A 17,049-nucleotide genomic window follows, 5' to 3' on the forward strand; every position below is an offset into this window, starting at 1 on the left:
TAACACCTTATTGGAGGGGGAGGGGACGGCGGTTATAACTGACTTAGTGCCGTACAAAAAGGACAGATCATGCCTTTACCTGACTCCCCCTGGCAGTTAGTTGCCCTGCTATTTTTACTCTCCATATTGCCTCTTGCTATCGTTATGGGAACCTCTTTCCTGAAGCTGGCGGTGGTGCTTTCGATTTTGCGCAATGCCCTCGGCATTCAACAGGTTCCTCCCAATATGGCGCTCTATGGTCTGGCGCTGGTGCTCTCCATTTTTATCATGGCTCCGACGGCCATTGCGGTAAAAGACCAGTGGCACCCGACCAGTGAGGCGGGTGCACCACCGTGGCTACAGGGCTGGGACAGCCATGCGCTAGGCCCTTACCGCCAGTTTCTGCAAAAAAACAGTGACGAAAAAGAAGCGCGTTATTTTCGGGGGCTGATAGCTCGAACCTGGCCGGAAGAGGTTCGGAATCGCATTAAGACGGACTCACTGCTGATCCTGCTGCCTGCCTTTACCGTCAGCCAACTGTCGCAGGCGTTTCGCATTGGCCTGCTCATCTACCTGCCATTCCTGGCTATCGACTTACTGGTTTCCAACGTGCTGCTGGCAATGGGGATGATGATGGTTTCGCCAATGACCATCTCTTTACCATTCAAACTCCTGATTTTTCTGTTAGCCGGCGGCTGGGAGCTGATTCTTTCTCAACTGGTGCAGAGCTTTACATGAATGATGCCAGCCTGACTCATTACGTCACAGAACTGCTATGGCTAGTGCTGATGACCTCACTGCCGGTGGTGGTGGTGGCATCGGTGGTCGGGATCGCGGTCAGCCTACTCCAGGCGCTGACTCAGATTCAGGATCAAACCCTGCAATTTATGATAAAGCTGCTGGCCGTATCGATAGTCATTATGGCGACCTACCACTGGTTGGGGGGACTATTGCTGGCCTATACGCGTCAGGTATTATTGCAAATAGGAGTACACGGCTAATGCTCCCTATTAATGACGGATTGGTGACTGTGGCGCTGGCGATGATGAGGCCGCTTGGCCTCACATTGCTGTTCCCGCTATTGCAAATCGGCAGCCTGGGGACGGCGCTGATTCGCAATGGTGTGCTGCTGGCGATAGTCTTGCCGGTACTGCCGGTTTTTTATGCCCAGCCCGTTATCCATCAGGGATGGCAGTGGTTGAGTCTGATTCCCGGAGAGCTGGTCATTGGCCTGATGTTAGGCTTTTGTGCGGCGATCCCCTTCTGGGCGGTGGATATGGCGGGATTCCTGATTGATACGCTACGTGGCGCAACGATGGGAACCGTATTCAACCCGGCGCTGTCGGTGCAAACATCGATTTTTGGCCTGCTATTTAGCCAGTTCCTGTGCGCTCTGTTTTTTATTTCCGGCGGATTCAACGAATTACTGACGGCGCTGTATGGGTCATACGACTATTTACCCCCTGGCAAGGCGATTATATTTAACCAGCCTTTTTTACATTTTCTTCTGTCCGAGTGGCAGGTGCTGTTCCGGCTGTGCCTGAGTTTCTCTCTGCCGGCGGTGCTCTGTATGGTGTTGGCAGATCTGGCGCTTGGGTTACTCAACCGTTCCGCTCAACAGCTCAACGTCTTCTTCTTATCGATGCCGATAAAAAGTGCGCTGGCGCTGTTGTTGTTGCTTGTCTCACTGCCTTACGCCTTCCATCATTACCAGTTGGAAAGTGAAGCGCTCTATCGGCATGTGAGCCGCTGGTTTGCCAGCCATGAGTGAAAAAACCGAGAAGCCAACCGAGAAAAAGAAACGTGATAGCCGCAATGAAGGTCAGGTTATCAAAAGCCTGGAGATAACCTCCGGCATTCAGCTACTCACGATACTGGCGTTTTTCCATTTTTTTGCCGATGAGGTTTTACGTCAAATCACCGCGCTGATATTACTGACTTCCCAGCTTATCAATCAGCCTTTTGACTATGCGATTAACCTGTTGACGCAGGCATTAGTGACCGCCGGAGGCAAATTTTTCGCCTTATTCGCCGGAATGCTGTCAATAGCGACTGTCGCCAGCCTGGTTGCACAAATCGGTTTTATGCTTGCCACTAAAGCGGTCAAGATCAAGGGCGAGAAAATTAACCCAGTAAGTAACCTTAAACAGATTTTCTCATTGCACAGCCTGGTGGAATTATTTAAATCGTGTCTGAAAGTCATATTATTGTGTCTGATTTTCCTGTTTGTTTTCCGCTATTTTTCCCAGACATTTCAGGCTATCCCATACTGTGGTGTGAACTGCGCTATTCCGCTATTTTCGGTCATGATCCGCTGGATGTGGTACGCATTGCTGGCCTTTTACGTGGTGCTCGGTGTTATTGATTACGCTTTCCAGACGCATAACACGATGAAACAACTGCGTATGAGCAAAGAGGACGTAAAACAGGAACGGAAGAATCTTGAAGGTGACCCGAAGATTAAAAAGCGGCGGCGTGAGATGCAGCGCGAAATACAAAGCGGCAGTTTAGCGCAGAACGTTAAGCAATCTGCGGTCATTATCCGTAACCCAACGCACATTGCGATTTGCCTCGGTTACGACCCAATCGAAACGCCGATCCCCAAAATACTTGATAAAGGCGAAGATGCGAGGGCTGAACATATTGTTGCTCTGGCCCTGAAAGAATCTATTCCGATGGTGGAAAATATTTCGCTGGCGCGCCAGTTATTTTATGAGGTTAAAGAGGGTGAGGCGATACCTGAATTTCTCTTTGAGCCAGTGGCGGCTTTACTGCGAATGGTACTGGATCTTAATTATGATGAAGAAGAGTAAAGGGGCTGGGTCAGGCCTCTTTTATCAGGTTATCCCCTGATATCTGCCGCACTATCGTCGGTTTACTATCGTCAGTTAGTGAACCGATGTATCGGTTTATACGATGCGCATTTTATATCAGGAGAAAGTTATGCTTCGCTACTGGGTGTTGTTGGCATCACTCTTTTTTACTTCGTATACATTGGCGGATACCGCCAAATATAAAATCGTCATCGACGATTATAGTGCAAATAAAGTAGATGAGATTATACGTACGAAAGTACTACCTAATGCTAAAGCCAGTGAAGGCGATTTGATAAGCATCGTTTCGTCAGCCTTTTTGCAGACGCCCTATCAGGGACAAACGCTAATCGGCTCTCAAAGCGAACCGGAACAACTGGTCGTAAACTTCCGAGGGGTCGATTGCTTTACCCTGATTGACTACGTTCAGGCGCTGACCAAAAGCGACTCGCGAGAAACGTTTCTTCAGCAGTTGGTGAAAACGCGTTATAACGATGGCAAAGTAGACTACCTCAACCGCCGTCATTTTTTCTCTGACTGGTTTAACAACGCTCCCGAGAATGCGCGTGATGTGACTCCTGAAATCAGCCCAAATTATCTTACGGCTCAAAAGCATCTTAATCTTAAGCCGGGCGGCGGAGAATATATCCCTGGGCTGGGAGTTAAACTCGTCGACATTAATTATATCCCAGGGTATGCAATCGATCGGGAGGTGCTTGAAAACTTGCATAATGGTGATTACGTGGGCGTTTATTCACCCATGCAAGGGCTGGATGTCACTCATACGGGGATTGTTATTCGTAAAGACGATACCGTTTGGTTCCGTAATGCCTCTTCACTGGCCGCTAACATGAAAGTGGTTGATACGCCATTTCTTGATTATATGAAATCAAAACCGGGTATCGTGGTGCTGCGAGCGAATTAATGTTTTTATTTAGGATATTATTCATCGCTGCCTGACCTCATTGGCGTCGTGCCACAAAGTCGTGATGAGCGGCGTAAAAAACAACGCTGTTATTTACGCCGCTCATCATGTTTTAACCAAACCGTGGCAGTAAGTTCAATGTGCTGCCGAACCAGCAAAAAATGACCGCGACGGCAAACACAATAACCACGGCGGGAATCGCTTTGCCGCCCCACACGGTGAACATTTTATCCGGGAATCGTTCTCTGGATTTTAATGCCAGGAACGCTGGGACAATCACTGCCCAAACGGTGGCACACAACCCCGCGCCGCCGATGGCATAAATAAAACCATTCGGGAAAATCAGCATAGTGTGTTGTGTGGCATGTCTTTTGGTGAATTAAATAATAATAACCTCCGGTAGCATTAGCGGGGGCGGTATTGCGCCCGCTAAGCGCCCATTCCATCAGGCTCTCAATTACGGTGCTAATGAAACCTGCGGAATATTGGCGTCCGGGTGCTGGGTCATGCTGATATCCGCGCCATACCATCGATGGATAACCGATTGCTGAATCACCTCTTGCGGCGTACCCTGCGCCACCAATTTCCCCTGATGCAACAGTAAGATCGAATCTGCCCACAGCGCCGCGAGATTGAGATCGTGCAGCACAATGCAGACATGCAATGCGCCGCGCTGGCTCAGCTTTTTCAGCAGACGTAGCAGATGCTGTTGGTAGTAAAGATCCAGCGCTGAGGTTGGTTCATCAAGAAACAGCCAGCCCTGGGGGCCGTCGTCACACCACAGTTGCGCCAGGCTGCGCGCCAACTGCACTCGCTGCTGTTCGCCGCCGGAGAGCGCCGGATAAAGCCGCCCAGCCAAATGTGTACAGCCGGTTTCCGCCATCACTCGCTGGATAAGCGCGGGGTCAACCGTGCCTCCCCAGGGCGCACGCCCCATTGCGATAACCGTTTCCACAGGCCAGTTGGCGTTGAGCTGTGTGCGTTGCAGCATCACCGCACGGCGGCGTGAGAGCGCCGAGGGCGACCAGTCGGCAAGCGGGCGGCCTTCAATCGATTGCTCGCCGCTATCGGCAGGTAAAAAACCGGTCAGCAGGCGCAACAGGGTCGATTTGCCCGCCCCATTGGGGCCAATCAACGCCGTCACTTCACCACGGCGCAACTGCACCGAAACATCGTCGATAACCCGACGTTTGCCGAGGCGTAAAGAGAGCGCGCGGGCGGTGTAATGTTTATCCATGAGCAGATTTCTCCTGACGAAAAATAAGCCACAGGAACCACGGTGCACCAAGCAGGCTGGTGATTAAACCCACCGGCATTTCTGCGGGCGCAGCCACGGTACGGGCAAGCGTATCGGCAATCAGCAACAGAATGGCTCCCGCCAGCAGTGAACCGGGAATAAGCGCGCGGTGATCCGGCCCCAGCCACATCCGCATCAGGTGCGGAACCACCAGGCCAATAAAGCCAATCACCCCGCTGATTGCCACTGAGGCCGCCACCAGCACGGCGCTGCACAGCAGTAACACCCGTTGCAGAACACGGACGTTAACGCCCAGGTAATGGGCCTCTTCATCGCCCAGTTGCAGCAGGTTGAGGCGTGCTGCCATCCACCACACCACCAGTGACGATGGCAGAATTAACGTGGCGGCAACCAGCAGCGTTGACCACTCGGCCTGCCCCAAGCTGCCCATCCCCCATAGCGAGAGCTGGCGCAACTGGGCGTCGTTGCTTATCCACGACAACATGCCGACCAACGCGCCACACAGGGCGTTAATCGCAATGCCGACCAGTAACAAGCGAGAGAGTGAACCGTCTCCTGCTTTACTGAGCACAAAAATAACCGCCATCACCGCCAGGCTGCCGATAAACGCCGCCAGCATCGGGGCGTACAACGCCACCAGCACCGGTACGGATATCGGCAGAACCAACCAAAACGCGACCGCGAGCACCGCACCACTGCTGATCCCCAGCAGGCCGGGGTCAGCCAATGGGTTGCGGAACAGCCCTTGCATCACGCAGCCGGAAAGCGCCAGCGCGGCGCCAACCAACAGCGCCAGCATTACGCGCGGCAGGCGAATGGTGAGCCAGATATGGCGCAGCACGTCGTCGCCGGGCGACCAGAGGCTGGCAAGCGGTAGTTTCATCGCCCCAAGCGTGGTGGCAAACAGCGTTAGGCTAATCAGCAACAGCAGCATTAGCCACAGTTGGCGGGTGAGGGCGGGGCGCATTAGGGCAGTTGCTCCGCTTTTTGCCGCAGTTGCAGCAGTGCTTGCGGGGTGCGTGGGCCAAAACCGAGCAGCGCCATATCGTCAACCACCAGGAGTTGCTGATGACGACCGGCAGGCGTTTGCGCCAGCCCCGGCTGCTTCCACAGCACCGCTTCGCCGCCCATGCCTTTCAGGCCATCGGCAGAGATAACCACCAAATCCGGCAGGCTGGCGATAACCCCTTCCTGCGACAGGGTGCGGTAATGGTCGAAGCCCTGCATCGCGTTCTGCAAACCGGCCAGTTTGATGGCGCTATCCGCCGCCGTTTTCTGACCAGCGGCCAGCGCACCGGAGCTGCCGTGGCTGAGAATAAACAGCACTCGTTTGTTCAGCGGCTGCGCCGGGATTTTGGCAAGGTCATCGTGCAGGCGATGGCGCAGGGTTTCCCCCTCGGCATTTTTGTCGAGCGCCTTTGCAATCACGCGGATTTTGTTGTCCATTGCCGCCGCATCGTAGCCGCCGGGCACGTTAACCACCTTCACTTTGCTGTCCTGCACTTTTTGCAGCACTAGCGACGGTTGCGCCTGGCTACTCGCCAGCACCAGCGTAGGGCGCAGCGAGAGAATACCTTCGGCGTTGAGCTGGCGCAGGTAGCCGACATCCGGCAACGACTGCGCCGCCGTCGGCCAGGTGCTGGTGCTGTCGCGCGCCACTAACTGCGGCTGGGCATCCAGCGCGTAGACAATTTCGGTGACGTCACCGCCAAGCGTGACAATCCGTTCGGCGGCGCTGGCAAACAACGGCAGTGCCGCCAGCAGTATCAACAGCCGTTTCATACTAATTGCCCTTCCGCCGTTAAGCTGTCTACCTGGTTGCGCCACTGCGTTTGTTCTGGGTGGCCTTCGCTGCGCTGGCCGTACAGTTGCGCAATTTGCGTGCCGTCTTTGGCGAACAGCTCCACGCTGGTGACGTGACCATCAACGGTCGGTTTGCGCGTCACCCATACTTCATCAAGGGCGTCTTCGCGTAGATGCAGGGTGAAATCGCGGTTGAAGATGTTGATCCAGCCGCGCATTGGCGTCAGCTTTTCGAGCGTGCCGGTGAAGATCTGCACACAGCCACGGTTGCCAACGAAGATCATAAACTCGTTGCCGTCCTGCTGTAGCGTTTCCAGCAGGCGCGAAAGCGCACGGTTGTCGATGCGGCAGGCGAGGTCATCGCTCACCAGGCGGAAAGCCTGCTGGCGGGAAAGGTTGTGTCTTCTCAATAACATAAAGAACTGGTGCACATCAGTCATCGCCCGCCACTCTTTTTCCAGCGCAGCGCCGTCTGCGCTGTCGGCGTAACGCACGCTTTCTGTCGGGCGAATAGCCAGCGGAGCCGGTGTGCTTTGGCTGTGCTCGGCAATCAATGCCTGCCAGGCCGCGCTATCGGTGGCATCGGTGGTGTAGACCTTCAGCACCGCGTCGCCATGCGGGTCGAAGAACTGAATGCTCTCACGGCCTTCATCGTTGAGGTAAAACGCGCAGGCCCACTGGCTTAAAAACAGACGCAGGTCGAGCGCGCGCGGGTTGAGTATCAGCCCTGCGTGGCCGTCGAGATGCTGGTGAGTGAACGCGCCAACCTGCTCGTGCACCGCGTATTCGTTACGGCAGATGCATTTGGTTTCGCCGACGTGTTCCAGCGCGGCGAGAATGGCGCGAATGTTGTCCTGGAGGCGAACCGCGTCATGACCGACACGGGCGGCGGTCAGCTCTGCTTCGCTAACGCCCAGATGCGCGGCGATGTCGCGGGCATATTTCACGTTGGCGTTGGCTTTGGCGTCCTGATAGCGCTGCCACAGTTCGGTGGGGGTGTTTTGCATAGCACTGTTCCTCTTATTATCCCCCGACCACAGGCCGGGGGGCAGGTTTGGTGATGTTGTTATCAGAAATCGACGTTCACGCCCAACTGCCAGGTCCGGCCCGGCATCACCGCCAGTGATTTGTCATTGGCGTCCTGATTCGTGGACGTTTCAATGTTGCGGCTGCTCAGGTAATCCCAATATTTACGGTCTGTCAGGTTGTACACGCCACCGTTGATACGCACGTTTTTCGCTACGCGCCAGTAGGCTGTCCAGTCGAGCATTCCGTAGCCCGGCACACGCATATATTCGTTGCTGGAATCGGTAATCGCCGTGCCGGTGTTGGTGTAGGTTTCACGGTTGGTGGCGGTGGCCTGTTTCCCTTTCACGAAGGTTGCGGTCAGCGCCGTACCGTAGCGTTTGGCTGGGTCATCCCAGGCGACGCCGACGATGGCTTTCATTGGCGCTACGCTATCGAGGTCAACGTATTTGTCGCCGTAGTAGCTCGACTTCGACTGCCCCTGGCTGTAGCCGTAGGCGAGGGTCGCACTCAGGCCGTTCACCTGCTCAAACCATGTGCCAAAGTTGAATTTCGCGCTGATCTCACCGCCGTAGATATAGGCTTTATCGCGGTTTTCCGCCTGATAAATGGTGTAGATATTGGACGGCACGTTGGCAAATTCAGCCGGATTTTTCGAACGCGTGTAGCGGCTGTAGGCGATAAAGTTTTTGTAGCTGTTGTAGAACAGCGCGGTGCGCATGGTCACGCCTTCCGCCACTTCCCCTTTCATGCCCCATTCCAGGTTATCGCTGGTTTCGGTTTTCAGGTCCGTGTTGCCGATAAGCGCATACTGCCCGCGACCGGCGTAGCTGGAGCCGAGGTTCCATGAGCCGTACAGTTGGCTGGTGTTCGGGAATTCCGCCCCGCGTTTGTACTGCACATAGGTCATCAGGCGCGGAGTGATATCGTACTGGAAGGTCAGCGACGGCAGTGTCTGGGTATCTGAGTTTTTACCGTACAGCGTCGATACCGACGATTCCGTTAGCACGCTGCTGTTAGTGGTCAGGCTGTTCAGATTCTGCGGTTTAGTGGACTGATGCACCACGCGAACACCGGGGATCACCGCAAAGTTATGGCTATCGAGATCGAAGTTGATCTGATCTTGCAAGAACGCGCCAAGGGTGTAGTCGCGGCTGTCGGCTTCCGGTTGCATTATCTCGCTGTACACGCTCGGCACAGGATTCTGGCTGAACGGGCGCTGCGTTTTGGTGGTGCTGGCATTCAAACCGGCGCTCAGGTCATGGCGACCCAGTGTTTTTGCCAGCGCGGTTTGCATCCCCCAGGTGTTGGTGTCGTAATCCGAGTAGACCGTTTCCATTGTGCCGCTGCTGCTGTCTGGCATGTAGGTGCGGTCGTGGGCTTCGGTATGCTGGTAGTACACTTTGGTCGACATGCTGTCGATGACGTCATTCATCGGCGTCCAGTCGTCTTTCAGGCTCAGCCCCCAGCGGCGCGTTTGGCTGGTTTGCTGGGCGTTACCGATGGTGCTGTCGCCGCTGTTGTCCCACACGTCGTAATGGGTGTGGTTGGTTTTATGGTAGTAGTCGAGGGTGCTGGTCAGCTTATGCTCATCGTTAGGCTGCCAGATACCTGAGGCCATAAACGCATCGGAGTGCCAGTTTGCCGGGAAGGCATCGACGCTGGCGCTGTTGGTGGTGGTTTCTTGTCCGTCACGACGGCTATAGACAAAAACACCGCGCAGGGTTTCATCGCCGCCCGCAGCGGTCAGGCCGTTGTGCCAACTGCGGTCGGATGAGTCGTAGCCGCTGCGATAGCTAAAGGCGCTGGTTTTTCCTGGGTGCAGATAGTCGTCTGCCGATTTCGGCTGGAAGGAGACATTACCGCCAATCGAAGTATTCGCGGTTTCTGTTGATGTCGCGCCGGACTGAATATCAATGCTGCCGTACATGTACGGGTCGATATAGTCACGGCCAATACCAAAGGTGTTAAGCCCGGCGCGGCTGACGTAGCTGCGTCCAGTGGCGTTTGGCTGGGCGATACCATCGACATCAATGCCGACACGGTTGCTCTCCAGCCCGCGAATGTTATAGCCGGTGTAGCCGCCACGGTCGAAGCCGCTTTTGCCATTGCCAGAACCGCCGCTTGCGCCCGTTGCGCCAATCAGCGGCTCGTAACGCATAATAGAACCAAAGTCGTTGCCGCCTTTGTCCTGCAATTCCTGCGCGCTAACGGCGTGTTGGTTGCCCGCTTTCAGTACCGGCGCGGGGGCCGTTACGGTCATTTGTTCTGCGGTATCGGTAGTTTTTTCCTGTGTATCAGCCGCGACGGCGGACGTCTGATACATTGCTGCGAGCAAGGAAGTGACCAGTAGGCTTTTTCTGCCCCACGCCTCTGATTGAATGGATTTGTACATAGTTGCCAGGCCTTAATCGTTATTAGTATTGGCTCACGCGTTACTTCCAGGTTCCGGCTTTTCCTTAAGCAAGAATGGCATTTCCTTCGTTATTTATCTCGAATACTAATGATAGGCATTATCATTTGCAACAATTTCGTAATTAATTCTCCACGACCTGGCAAAATCTTACGCTTTGCCTTTTGACTGATGATGAGAAAGAGATGACACAGAAAGCCGAAATTTCAATTACTTACTGCTCACAATGCAACTGGATGCTGCGCGCAACCTGGATGGCGCAGGAGTTGTTGCACACCTTTAACACCGATATTGCGTCAGTGACCTTAATTCCAGGAACCGGCGGGATTTTTACGATAACCGTTGGCGAAACGCGGGTCTGGGATCGTAAACGCGATGAGGGCTTCCCCGATGCCGCAGAGCTGAAACGTCGGGTGCGCGATGTCTGCTTCCCGGAAAAACCACTCGGTCATGTGGACAAACCGGCGGGATAAAGCGGCTGCGTTATGCTTTTTAAATGTGTATTATTAATGCATCTTTATCGATGAGGGACAGGCTATGGCAGGCAAACGCATCAGTCGTGAAAAACAGACCATTCGCAGCATGATTACGCTGTATCAGCGCCGCTGCCCGCAGGCGCTGGAGGATGCGCAGCATTATCAGGCGTTGAACGACTATGCGGATAAACGTCTGGACAAATGCGTGTTCGGCGAAGAAAAGCCAGCCTGCAAACAGTGTCCGGTGCATTGCTACCAGCCTGCGAAACGCGAGGAGATGAAGCAGATTATGCGCTGGGCTGGCCCTCGCATGTTATGGCGACACCCGATTTTGACCATTCGTCACCTGATTGACGACCGCCGCCCGGTTCCTGAACTGCCGGAAAAATACCGCCCCAAAAAGTAGTGACATGGTGCGGCAATAAACCCCACGCCGCCATCCGGAAGGGATTGGCGCATCGCCTGATGGCGCTACGCTTATCAGGCCTACGCGGGTTTGTACGTCACTATTTTGTGTAGGCCGGATAAGGCGTTTACGCCGCCATCCGGCATTCGGGCGCATTGCCTGATGGCGCTTTGCTTATCAGGCCTACGCGGGTTTGTACGTCACTATTTTGTGTAGGCCGGATAAGGCGTTTACGCCGCCATCCGGCATTCGGGCGCATTGCCTGATGGCGCTACGCTTATCAGGCCTACGCGGGTTTGTACGCCACCATTTTGTGTAGGCCGGATAAGGCGTTCACGTCGCCATCCGGCAAAGCCAACCCACATTATCCGCCAATCACCACTCGATATCCGGCGCGTTCAACCATCTCTTTAATCGGCGCAATCTCATGGGCTTCTGGCGCGGGAATTCCCGCCATCGCCCATTCCCGCGCCAGCAGCGAATACTTTGGCTCACCGTACTGATGAAACGGCAGCAAATGCACCTCGCTGACCGGCAGAGGGGCCAGAAACGCCAGCACCTGCGCCACGTTTTCCGCGTTTAGGGTATAGCCTGGGATCAACGGCAGACGCGGGATCACCTTAATGCCTTCAGTCACCAGCAGACGAAAGTTCTCCAGCACGCGCGGCTGATTCATATTCAGCACCCGTCGCGCCGTCTCGCTGTCCATGATTTTCAAATCAAACAGCACTTCGTTGCACGATTGTGCCAGCGGTAGCAGGCGGCGAGACGAGGTATCGCCCGCCGTCTCAATCGCAGTGCGAATCCCCCACTGTTGCAGGCGCTGCAAAAATTGGCGCGCAAACTCGGCCTGCATCAGCACTTCACCGCCCGAAAGCGTCACACCACCACCTGAGGCGCGGAAAAACACCTCATCTTTCAGCACTTCCCGCTCCAGTTCATCAAGCGTAACGTCGCGGCCAATCAGCTCCCACGCACCGGAAGGGCACTCGACGGCGTCCTGCATACAGGTAGCGCAGTGCAGGCATTTGCTCTCCCGGCGCACGGTTTCCATTTTTGGCGACATCGATTCTGGATTAGCGCACCACGGGCAGGTGTGCGGGCAGCCTTTGAAAAACACCACCGTGCGAATGCCCTGACCGTCGTTGAGCGAATAGCGCTGAATATTGAAAATGCGCGCCGTCTCAATCACCTCACAGCTGATGCGCGGTGCGGCGGATAATGTCATCCTGAATCTCCTTCGACAGCTCAACAAAGAAGGCGCTGTAGCCCGCCACGCGCACCACCAGACCGGCAAAGTCCTGTGGGCGCTGTTGGGCTTCGCGTAAGGTTTCGGCGTTGACCACGTTAAACTGGATATGCTGAAGTTTCAGCCTGGTGAAAGCGTGGAGGAAATCCGCCAGCTTATTCAGCCCGCTATCTCCTTCGAGTGTTGCCGGAGTGAACTTAACGTTCAGCAGTGTACCGTTAGACAGCAGATAGTTGTCGAGCTTGCTCACCGATTTCAGCACCGCCATTGGACCTTGACCGTCCTGGCCGACCATCGGCGACAGGCCGCCATCCGCCAGTTGTTCGCCCGCAAAACGCCCGTCTGGCGTTGCACCAACCACGGAACCCAGCGGCACGTGCGCGGAAACGGTATACGAACCCGGCGTAAACTGGCCGCCGCGCGGGTTACGGTATTTTTCCACCTCTTTGCAGTAAAAACGCAGCAGATCGGCGCTAATGTTGTCCACTTCGTCGATATCGTTGCCGTACTTGTCAAAGCGGTTAATCAGCCGCGCGCGGATTTTTTCCCCTTCTGGGGTGGCGAAGTTGGCTTTCAGCACCGCCAGCAGCTCGTCAAAACTCATGCGCTGTTGGTCAAAAACCAGGCCTTTTAGCGCGTGTAATGAGTCGCTCAGGTTGGCGATACCAATCCCCTGTACGCCGGAGAAGTTGTAGCGCGCGCCGCCTTCGGTGATGTCTTTACCGTTGGCGATGCAGTCTTCTACGAACGACGAAAGCAGCGGAACCGGCGCCCAGTCGCGGTGGCCGATATCGCAAATATTACTGCCTTCGACCATTAACTTGATGTAATGGCGAATCTTGTCGCGAATACTCGCCAGCAGGCCATCGTAGGTTATCTGCGTATCACCTTGGTGCTCGTGGAGCACAATTTCCATCACCTTCAGCAGGTTAAACATGGCGATATCGTGCAGCCCGTAGGTGCGCCCTGGAATGGAAAGCTCAACGCAGCCCACCACCGAATAATCACGCGCATCTTCCAGCGAAACGCCACGGTTGAGGAACGCCGGAACCACCACTTCGTCATTGAAAATTTGCGGAATACCAGTGCCTAACCGCACGGTTTCAGCGGTTTTGCGCAGGAATGGGCGGTCGATCAGTTCGTTAACGCGCACGCCGAGGTTTGGCTGCGGCAGGCGTACATTTTGATACGCGTCCAGGCAGGTGAACGAGAGAATATTCACCGCGCTGCGGCCATTTTCGGTCAGCCCGCCGAGCAGGGCGGTGTAACCGGTGGGGAAGCCCGCGAAATAACGCGCACTGCTGGTGGAGCGCAGCAGCACGATGTCGTTGCATTTTACCCATAGCGACTCCAGCAGCTCTTTTAAGAATGCCGGGTCTTCGCCGTGGTTCAGCGACGCCTGCCAGAACGGCAGCATGTACTGGTCAAAGCGGCCCAGCGAGATGGAGCTGGCATTGGATTCGTACTGCAAAATGATGTTCATGTACCAGAACAACTGGCAGGCCTGATAGAAGTTTTCTGGCCGTTGCCCGGCGTTGTGCCGTGAAACCTCGGCGATGGTTTTCAGCTCCTGGCGGCGCTGCGGGTCGCTGCATTGCGCTGCCATGCTATCTGCCAACGCGACATAGCGCAGGATATGGCGCTGTGAGGCTTCAAGCAGGATTAACACCGCCTGATAAAACGCGTTGTCCGGCTGTTGGCGCAGGTGTTCACGCATTTCTGCAACTAACGCATCGAGGCCGTTATTCAGCAGGCGCGGGTAGTCGATAATGATATGGCCCTGGCCTTTGTCGGTTTGGTTGACGCTGAAAATTTGGGTGCTGACGGCGGCTTTCACTTCATCGGTCATCTGGGCGTTGATGAAATCTTTCATCGAGCGTTTTTCCCAGTACGGGAACAGCGTGTCGCGATACAGCCGTTTGTCGTCGTCGCTGATATTGAAACGATCCTGTGGGCGGGTCGGGAATTGATCCAACTCTTTTAGCAGCCAGTACGGGTCCATTTCTGGTGACATGATCCCCGCGCGCGGTTTGACGGTGCGGTTAGCGGCGATCAGTTCGTCATCGCGAATGCTAATCGCGACGTTATCCAGAATATGCGCGGTGGCTTTGGCGCGGCGAATAATCACCGGCTCGCCTTCGGTCTGGCGATGGCTTTCGGTATACAGAATGGCGCGCTCAAGGGAGATTTCACGCGGATTGGCAAAGAGGGCCTCTTTCAGGCGTTGGATTCGATGGGTCATGGTGCTGGCTCCTCGGTGGATTAACCTGACGTGTGTTATGGCTTCTACGTTAGGCAAATGCATGGCGCACAGACAGAAGATAATGGGGCGATTTACTGGATTATTGTGATCAAACGAGAAAAATGAGATCTCAGTTTTGTCCTGCGTGGGGCGATGTGTGCGGTATTGCCGGATGGCGGCGTGAACGCCTTATCCGGCCTACAAAACTACAGCGTGCGAGGTTTGTAGGCCTGATAAGCGCAGCGCCATCAGGCATTGTGCCACCCATTGCCGGATGGCGGCATGAATGCCTTATCCGGCCTACAAACCCAAACCTGTGTAGGCCTGATAAGCGTAGCGCCATCAGGCATTGACCGTTTACAGCAATGCGTCTTTATCAATACCGAGGCGCTTCATCCGTGACAACAAGGTGGTGCGTTTCAAGCCCAGACGTTGTGCCGCGCCTTTTGCCCCAGCGACAACGCCATTAGTCTCTTTTAGCACCCGCACAATCAACTGATATTCGTCTTCGCCGTCTTTCGCCGCTTCGGCAACCGGTGCAGGTTCTGGCTCATCGCGGGCAAATGCCAGCTCTGGCAGCGACAGTTGCAGCACGCTGCCGCGCGTCAACAGCACCGCGCGCTCAATCACGTTTTCCAGCTCACGCACGTTACCCGGCCACTCCATCTGGCTTAAGGTGCGCAACGTTTCCGCCGGAATACTGTCGATGTTGCGCCCCAAACGGCGGGCGATTTTAAAGGTAAAGGCCTTCACCAACAGAGGGATATCTTCCGGGCGCTCGCGCAGCGGCGGCAGGTGGATCGGAAATACATTCAGTCGATAGTAGAGATCGCTGCGAAATTCGCGATCCAGCACCATCTGTTTGAGATCGCGGTTGGTGGCGGCGATCAGTCGCACGTCGGTTCGGATCAGTTTATTACTGCCTAAACGCTCGAACTCCTGCTCTTGCAGTACGCGCAGCAGTTTGGGCTGTAGCTCCAGCGGCATATCGCCCACTTCGTCGAGGAACAGCGAGCTTTTATCTGCCAACTCAAAACGGCCAATACGCTGAGCGCTGGCGCCGGTAAACGCCCCGCGTTCGTGACCGAACAGGTCGCTTTCCAGCAGGCCTGCGGGCATTGCCGCACAGTTCATCTTGACCATTCGGCGGCTGTTGCGCCCGCTCAGGTTGTGAATGGCGCGCGCAATCAGCTCTTTACCGGTTCCGGTTTCACCAAGAATCAGCACCGTGCTGTCGCTGGGCGCGACCATTTCAACTTGCTTGAGCACGTTGAACATCGCTTCGCTGCGACCGATGATTTCGCCAAACTCGCCATCGACATTATTAAGCTGCTCGGTTAACGCCAGGTTTTCGTCCACCAGCCGCTCTTTCAGGCGATGAATTTCCTGATAGGCGAGGGCGTTATCGACGGCAATCGCCACGCGTTCGGCAATCTGTTTCAACAGCTTGAGGTTGGCGGCACAAAAGACTTTTTCATCGCACTGGGCAAGTTTCAATACGCCCAGCATTTTGTCGCCAGACATCAGCGGCAGCAGGCACAGCGTCTGGATTTTGTCATCCCACATCTCAAATAGCTGGCGCTCGTACGGGGCGAGTTTGTCCTGCTCGTTGAGATTGAGCATCAGCATTTCTTTGCTCTTAAACACCCGCTCGGTCAGCGTGCCAGACTCGTTGACTTCGCTCTGGTCGTGCACGGGGTCGTTAACGTCGATGTAGTGCGTCGAGTAGATATTGAGCTTGCCTTTGCGGTTGCTGTGCAGCACCACGCTGATGGCGTCGATATTAAAGTAGTAGTGAATCTCTTTGGCTACCGCGCTGACCAGTTCGTCCATGTCCAGGCGCGACAGCACGGCGTTGGTGATGGCAACCAGAATACGGAAGTTATCCCGTTCGCTGCACAGCAAATCGTAGTCAACGTTGTTGGTGACTCGGCTTTGAATTTGCTCAGTCACCACCGCGACAATCTGCGTGAAGGTATGCAGGCGCTGGTACTCTTTTTCCGTCCACGGGCGGTCGTCCTGGCGAATAAACTCACAGCCGCCAAAGATGCGCCCCTCTGCCGCCAGCGGCAGCAGGCAGTAGTGGCCGAACGGGCGATACAAGCCGCTGTGCGCCAGTTGAGGCCAGGCTTCGCTAAATTCGTTATAGCTGCAATGCAGCGCGTCGGGGCGTGACAGCAGACGTCTTACCGGGCCGTTGGCCAGCAGGTTGTCGTCTTCACTGGTATGCGGTGTCGTGCTTTCCGGCGTGGCGTGATAGCTCGCGCGGTGATTCCCCGGTTGCAGCAGGATGATAGCCGCGCTGTCAGCCAGGGCTGATTGTTTTGCCAACTGCGCCAGCGTTTCGCTAAGCGCAGCTAAGTCAGGTTGTTGGAGAAGTGTCCGGGTAATATCAAAAAGCCCTTGCTGGCCGAGATCGCCCATCGGTGTATACGACATGTAACTTGCCCACAATGCAC

16 protein-coding genes and 1 pseudogene are annotated in these 17,049 nt (G+C 55.2%); 7 read left to right on the top strand and 10 right to left on the bottom strand.

From position 1 onward, the window contains the following. The first annotated feature begins 69 nt into the window (after positions 1-69). The 5 genes from sctR (at position 70) to AC6I4B_RS05280 (ending at position 3,717) form a co-directional block, all read left to right on the top strand. Positions 70-717 (top strand): type III secretion system export apparatus subunit SctR, encoded by a 648-nt coding sequence (gene sctR, locus AC6I4B_RS05260; RefSeq protein ID WP_497770136.1) that lies wholly within the window; start codon positions 70-72, stop codon positions 715-717. Continuing rightward, positions 714-980 (top strand): EscS/YscS/HrcS family type III secretion system export apparatus protein, encoded by a 267-nt coding sequence (locus AC6I4B_RS05265; RefSeq protein WP_497770137.1) that lies wholly within the window; start codon positions 714-716, stop codon positions 978-980. The genes sctR and AC6I4B_RS05265 overlap by 4 nt, the downstream gene beginning before the upstream one ends. Next, the gene (locus tag AC6I4B_RS05270; RefSeq protein ID WP_497770139.1) at positions 980-1,750 is read left to right on the top strand and encodes an EscT/YscT/HrcT family type III secretion system export apparatus protein; all 771 of its coding nucleotides are present in this window, start codon (positions 980-982) and stop codon (positions 1,748-1,750) included. Before AC6I4B_RS05265 ends, AC6I4B_RS05270 begins: the two co-directional genes overlap by 1 nt. Then, positions 1,743-2,792 carry an EscU/YscU/HrcU family type III secretion system export apparatus switch protein gene (locus tag AC6I4B_RS05275; protein WP_497770140.1) on the top strand — a complete coding sequence of 350 codons (1,050 nt, stop codon included), beginning with the start codon at positions 1,743-1,745 and terminating at the stop codon, positions 2,790-2,792. Before AC6I4B_RS05270 ends, AC6I4B_RS05275 begins: the two co-directional genes overlap by 8 nt. A 130-nt stretch (positions 2,793-2,922) precedes the next feature. Beyond that, complete coding sequence (locus AC6I4B_RS05280; protein ID WP_497770141.1) at positions 2,923-3,717, top strand: DUF1460 domain-containing protein; 795 nt, start codon at positions 2,923-2,925, stop codon at positions 3,715-3,717. Positions 3,718-3,829: 112 nt separating this feature from the next. Here AC6I4B_RS05280 and AC6I4B_RS05285 read toward each other — a convergent pair. The 6 genes and pseudogenes from AC6I4B_RS05285 to AC6I4B_RS05310 form a co-directional block, all read right to left on the bottom strand. Then, positions 3,830-4,063: pseudogene (locus AC6I4B_RS05285) on the bottom strand (aromatic amino acid transport family protein); the annotation flags it as partial. Between the two features lie 111 nt (positions 4,064-4,174). Then, complete coding sequence (locus AC6I4B_RS05290) at positions 4,175-4,954, bottom strand: heme ABC transporter ATP-binding protein (RefSeq protein WP_497770143.1); 780 nt, start codon at positions 4,952-4,954, stop codon at positions 4,175-4,177. Next, positions 4,947-5,942: a FecCD family ABC transporter permease gene (locus tag AC6I4B_RS05295; protein ID WP_497770144.1), complete on the bottom strand. Its 996-nt coding sequence runs from the start codon at positions 5,940-5,942 to the stop codon at positions 4,947-4,949. Before AC6I4B_RS05295 ends, AC6I4B_RS05290 begins: the two co-directional genes overlap by 8 nt. Next, positions 5,942-6,757 carry a heme/hemin ABC transporter substrate-binding protein gene (locus AC6I4B_RS05300; protein WP_497770146.1) on the bottom strand — a complete coding sequence of 272 codons (816 nt, stop codon included), beginning with the start codon at positions 6,755-6,757 and terminating at the stop codon, positions 5,942-5,944. The genes AC6I4B_RS05295 and AC6I4B_RS05300 overlap by 1 nt, the downstream gene beginning before the upstream one ends. Further along, positions 6,754-7,785 (bottom strand): hemin-degrading factor, encoded by a 1,032-nt coding sequence (locus tag AC6I4B_RS05305; RefSeq protein WP_497770147.1) that lies wholly within the window; start codon positions 7,783-7,785, stop codon positions 6,754-6,756. The genes AC6I4B_RS05300 and AC6I4B_RS05305 overlap by 4 nt, the downstream gene beginning before the upstream one ends. 62 nt (positions 7,786-7,847) lie before the next feature. After that, positions 7,848-10,199 carry a TonB-dependent receptor domain-containing protein gene (locus tag AC6I4B_RS05310; protein ID WP_497770148.1) on the bottom strand — a complete coding sequence of 784 codons (2,352 nt, stop codon included), beginning with the start codon at positions 10,197-10,199 and terminating at the stop codon, positions 7,848-7,850. A 203-nt stretch (positions 10,200-10,402) separates the two neighbouring features. Here AC6I4B_RS05310 and AC6I4B_RS05315 point away from each other — a divergent pair, with 203 nt between their 5' ends. Further along, positions 10,403-10,690 (top strand): Rdx family protein, encoded by a 288-nt coding sequence (locus tag AC6I4B_RS05315; RefSeq protein WP_497770150.1) that lies wholly within the window; start codon positions 10,403-10,405, stop codon positions 10,688-10,690. A gap of 64 nt (positions 10,691-10,754) precedes the next feature. Further along, positions 10,755-11,099, top strand: a complete 345-nt coding sequence (locus tag AC6I4B_RS05320) for a nitrous oxide-stimulated promoter family protein (RefSeq protein ID WP_497770151.1) — start codon at positions 10,755-10,757, stop codon at positions 11,097-11,099. Between the two features lie 230 nt (positions 11,100-11,329). Here the strand turns inward: AC6I4B_RS05320 and AC6I4B_RS05325 are convergent, their stop codons facing one another. From AC6I4B_RS05325 to flhA, 4 genes are all read right to left on the bottom strand, one after another. Then, the gene (locus AC6I4B_RS05325) at positions 11,330-11,464 is read right to left on the bottom strand and encodes a hypothetical protein (RefSeq protein WP_497770153.1); all 135 of its coding nucleotides are present in this window, start codon (positions 11,462-11,464) and stop codon (positions 11,330-11,332) included. Beyond that, positions 11,464-12,327: a [formate-C-acetyltransferase]-activating enzyme gene (locus AC6I4B_RS05330; RefSeq protein ID WP_497770154.1), complete on the bottom strand. Its 864-nt coding sequence runs from the start codon at positions 12,325-12,327 to the stop codon at positions 11,464-11,466. Before AC6I4B_RS05330 ends, AC6I4B_RS05325 begins: the two co-directional genes overlap by 1 nt. Next, entirely contained in the window at positions 12,293-14,590 is a 2,298-nt protein-coding gene (locus tag AC6I4B_RS05335) for a formate C-acetyltransferase (RefSeq protein ID WP_497770156.1), read from the bottom strand. Before AC6I4B_RS05335 ends, AC6I4B_RS05330 begins: the two co-directional genes overlap by 35 nt. Before the next feature lie 357 nt (positions 14,591-14,947). Then, complete coding sequence (flhA, locus tag AC6I4B_RS05340) at positions 14,948-17,029, bottom strand: formate hydrogenlyase transcriptional activator FlhA (protein ID WP_497770157.1); 2,082 nt, start codon at positions 17,027-17,029, stop codon at positions 14,948-14,950. Positions 17,030-17,049: the final 20 nt, after the last annotated feature.

The organism is Kluyvera fluvialis, from assembly GCF_059725275.1.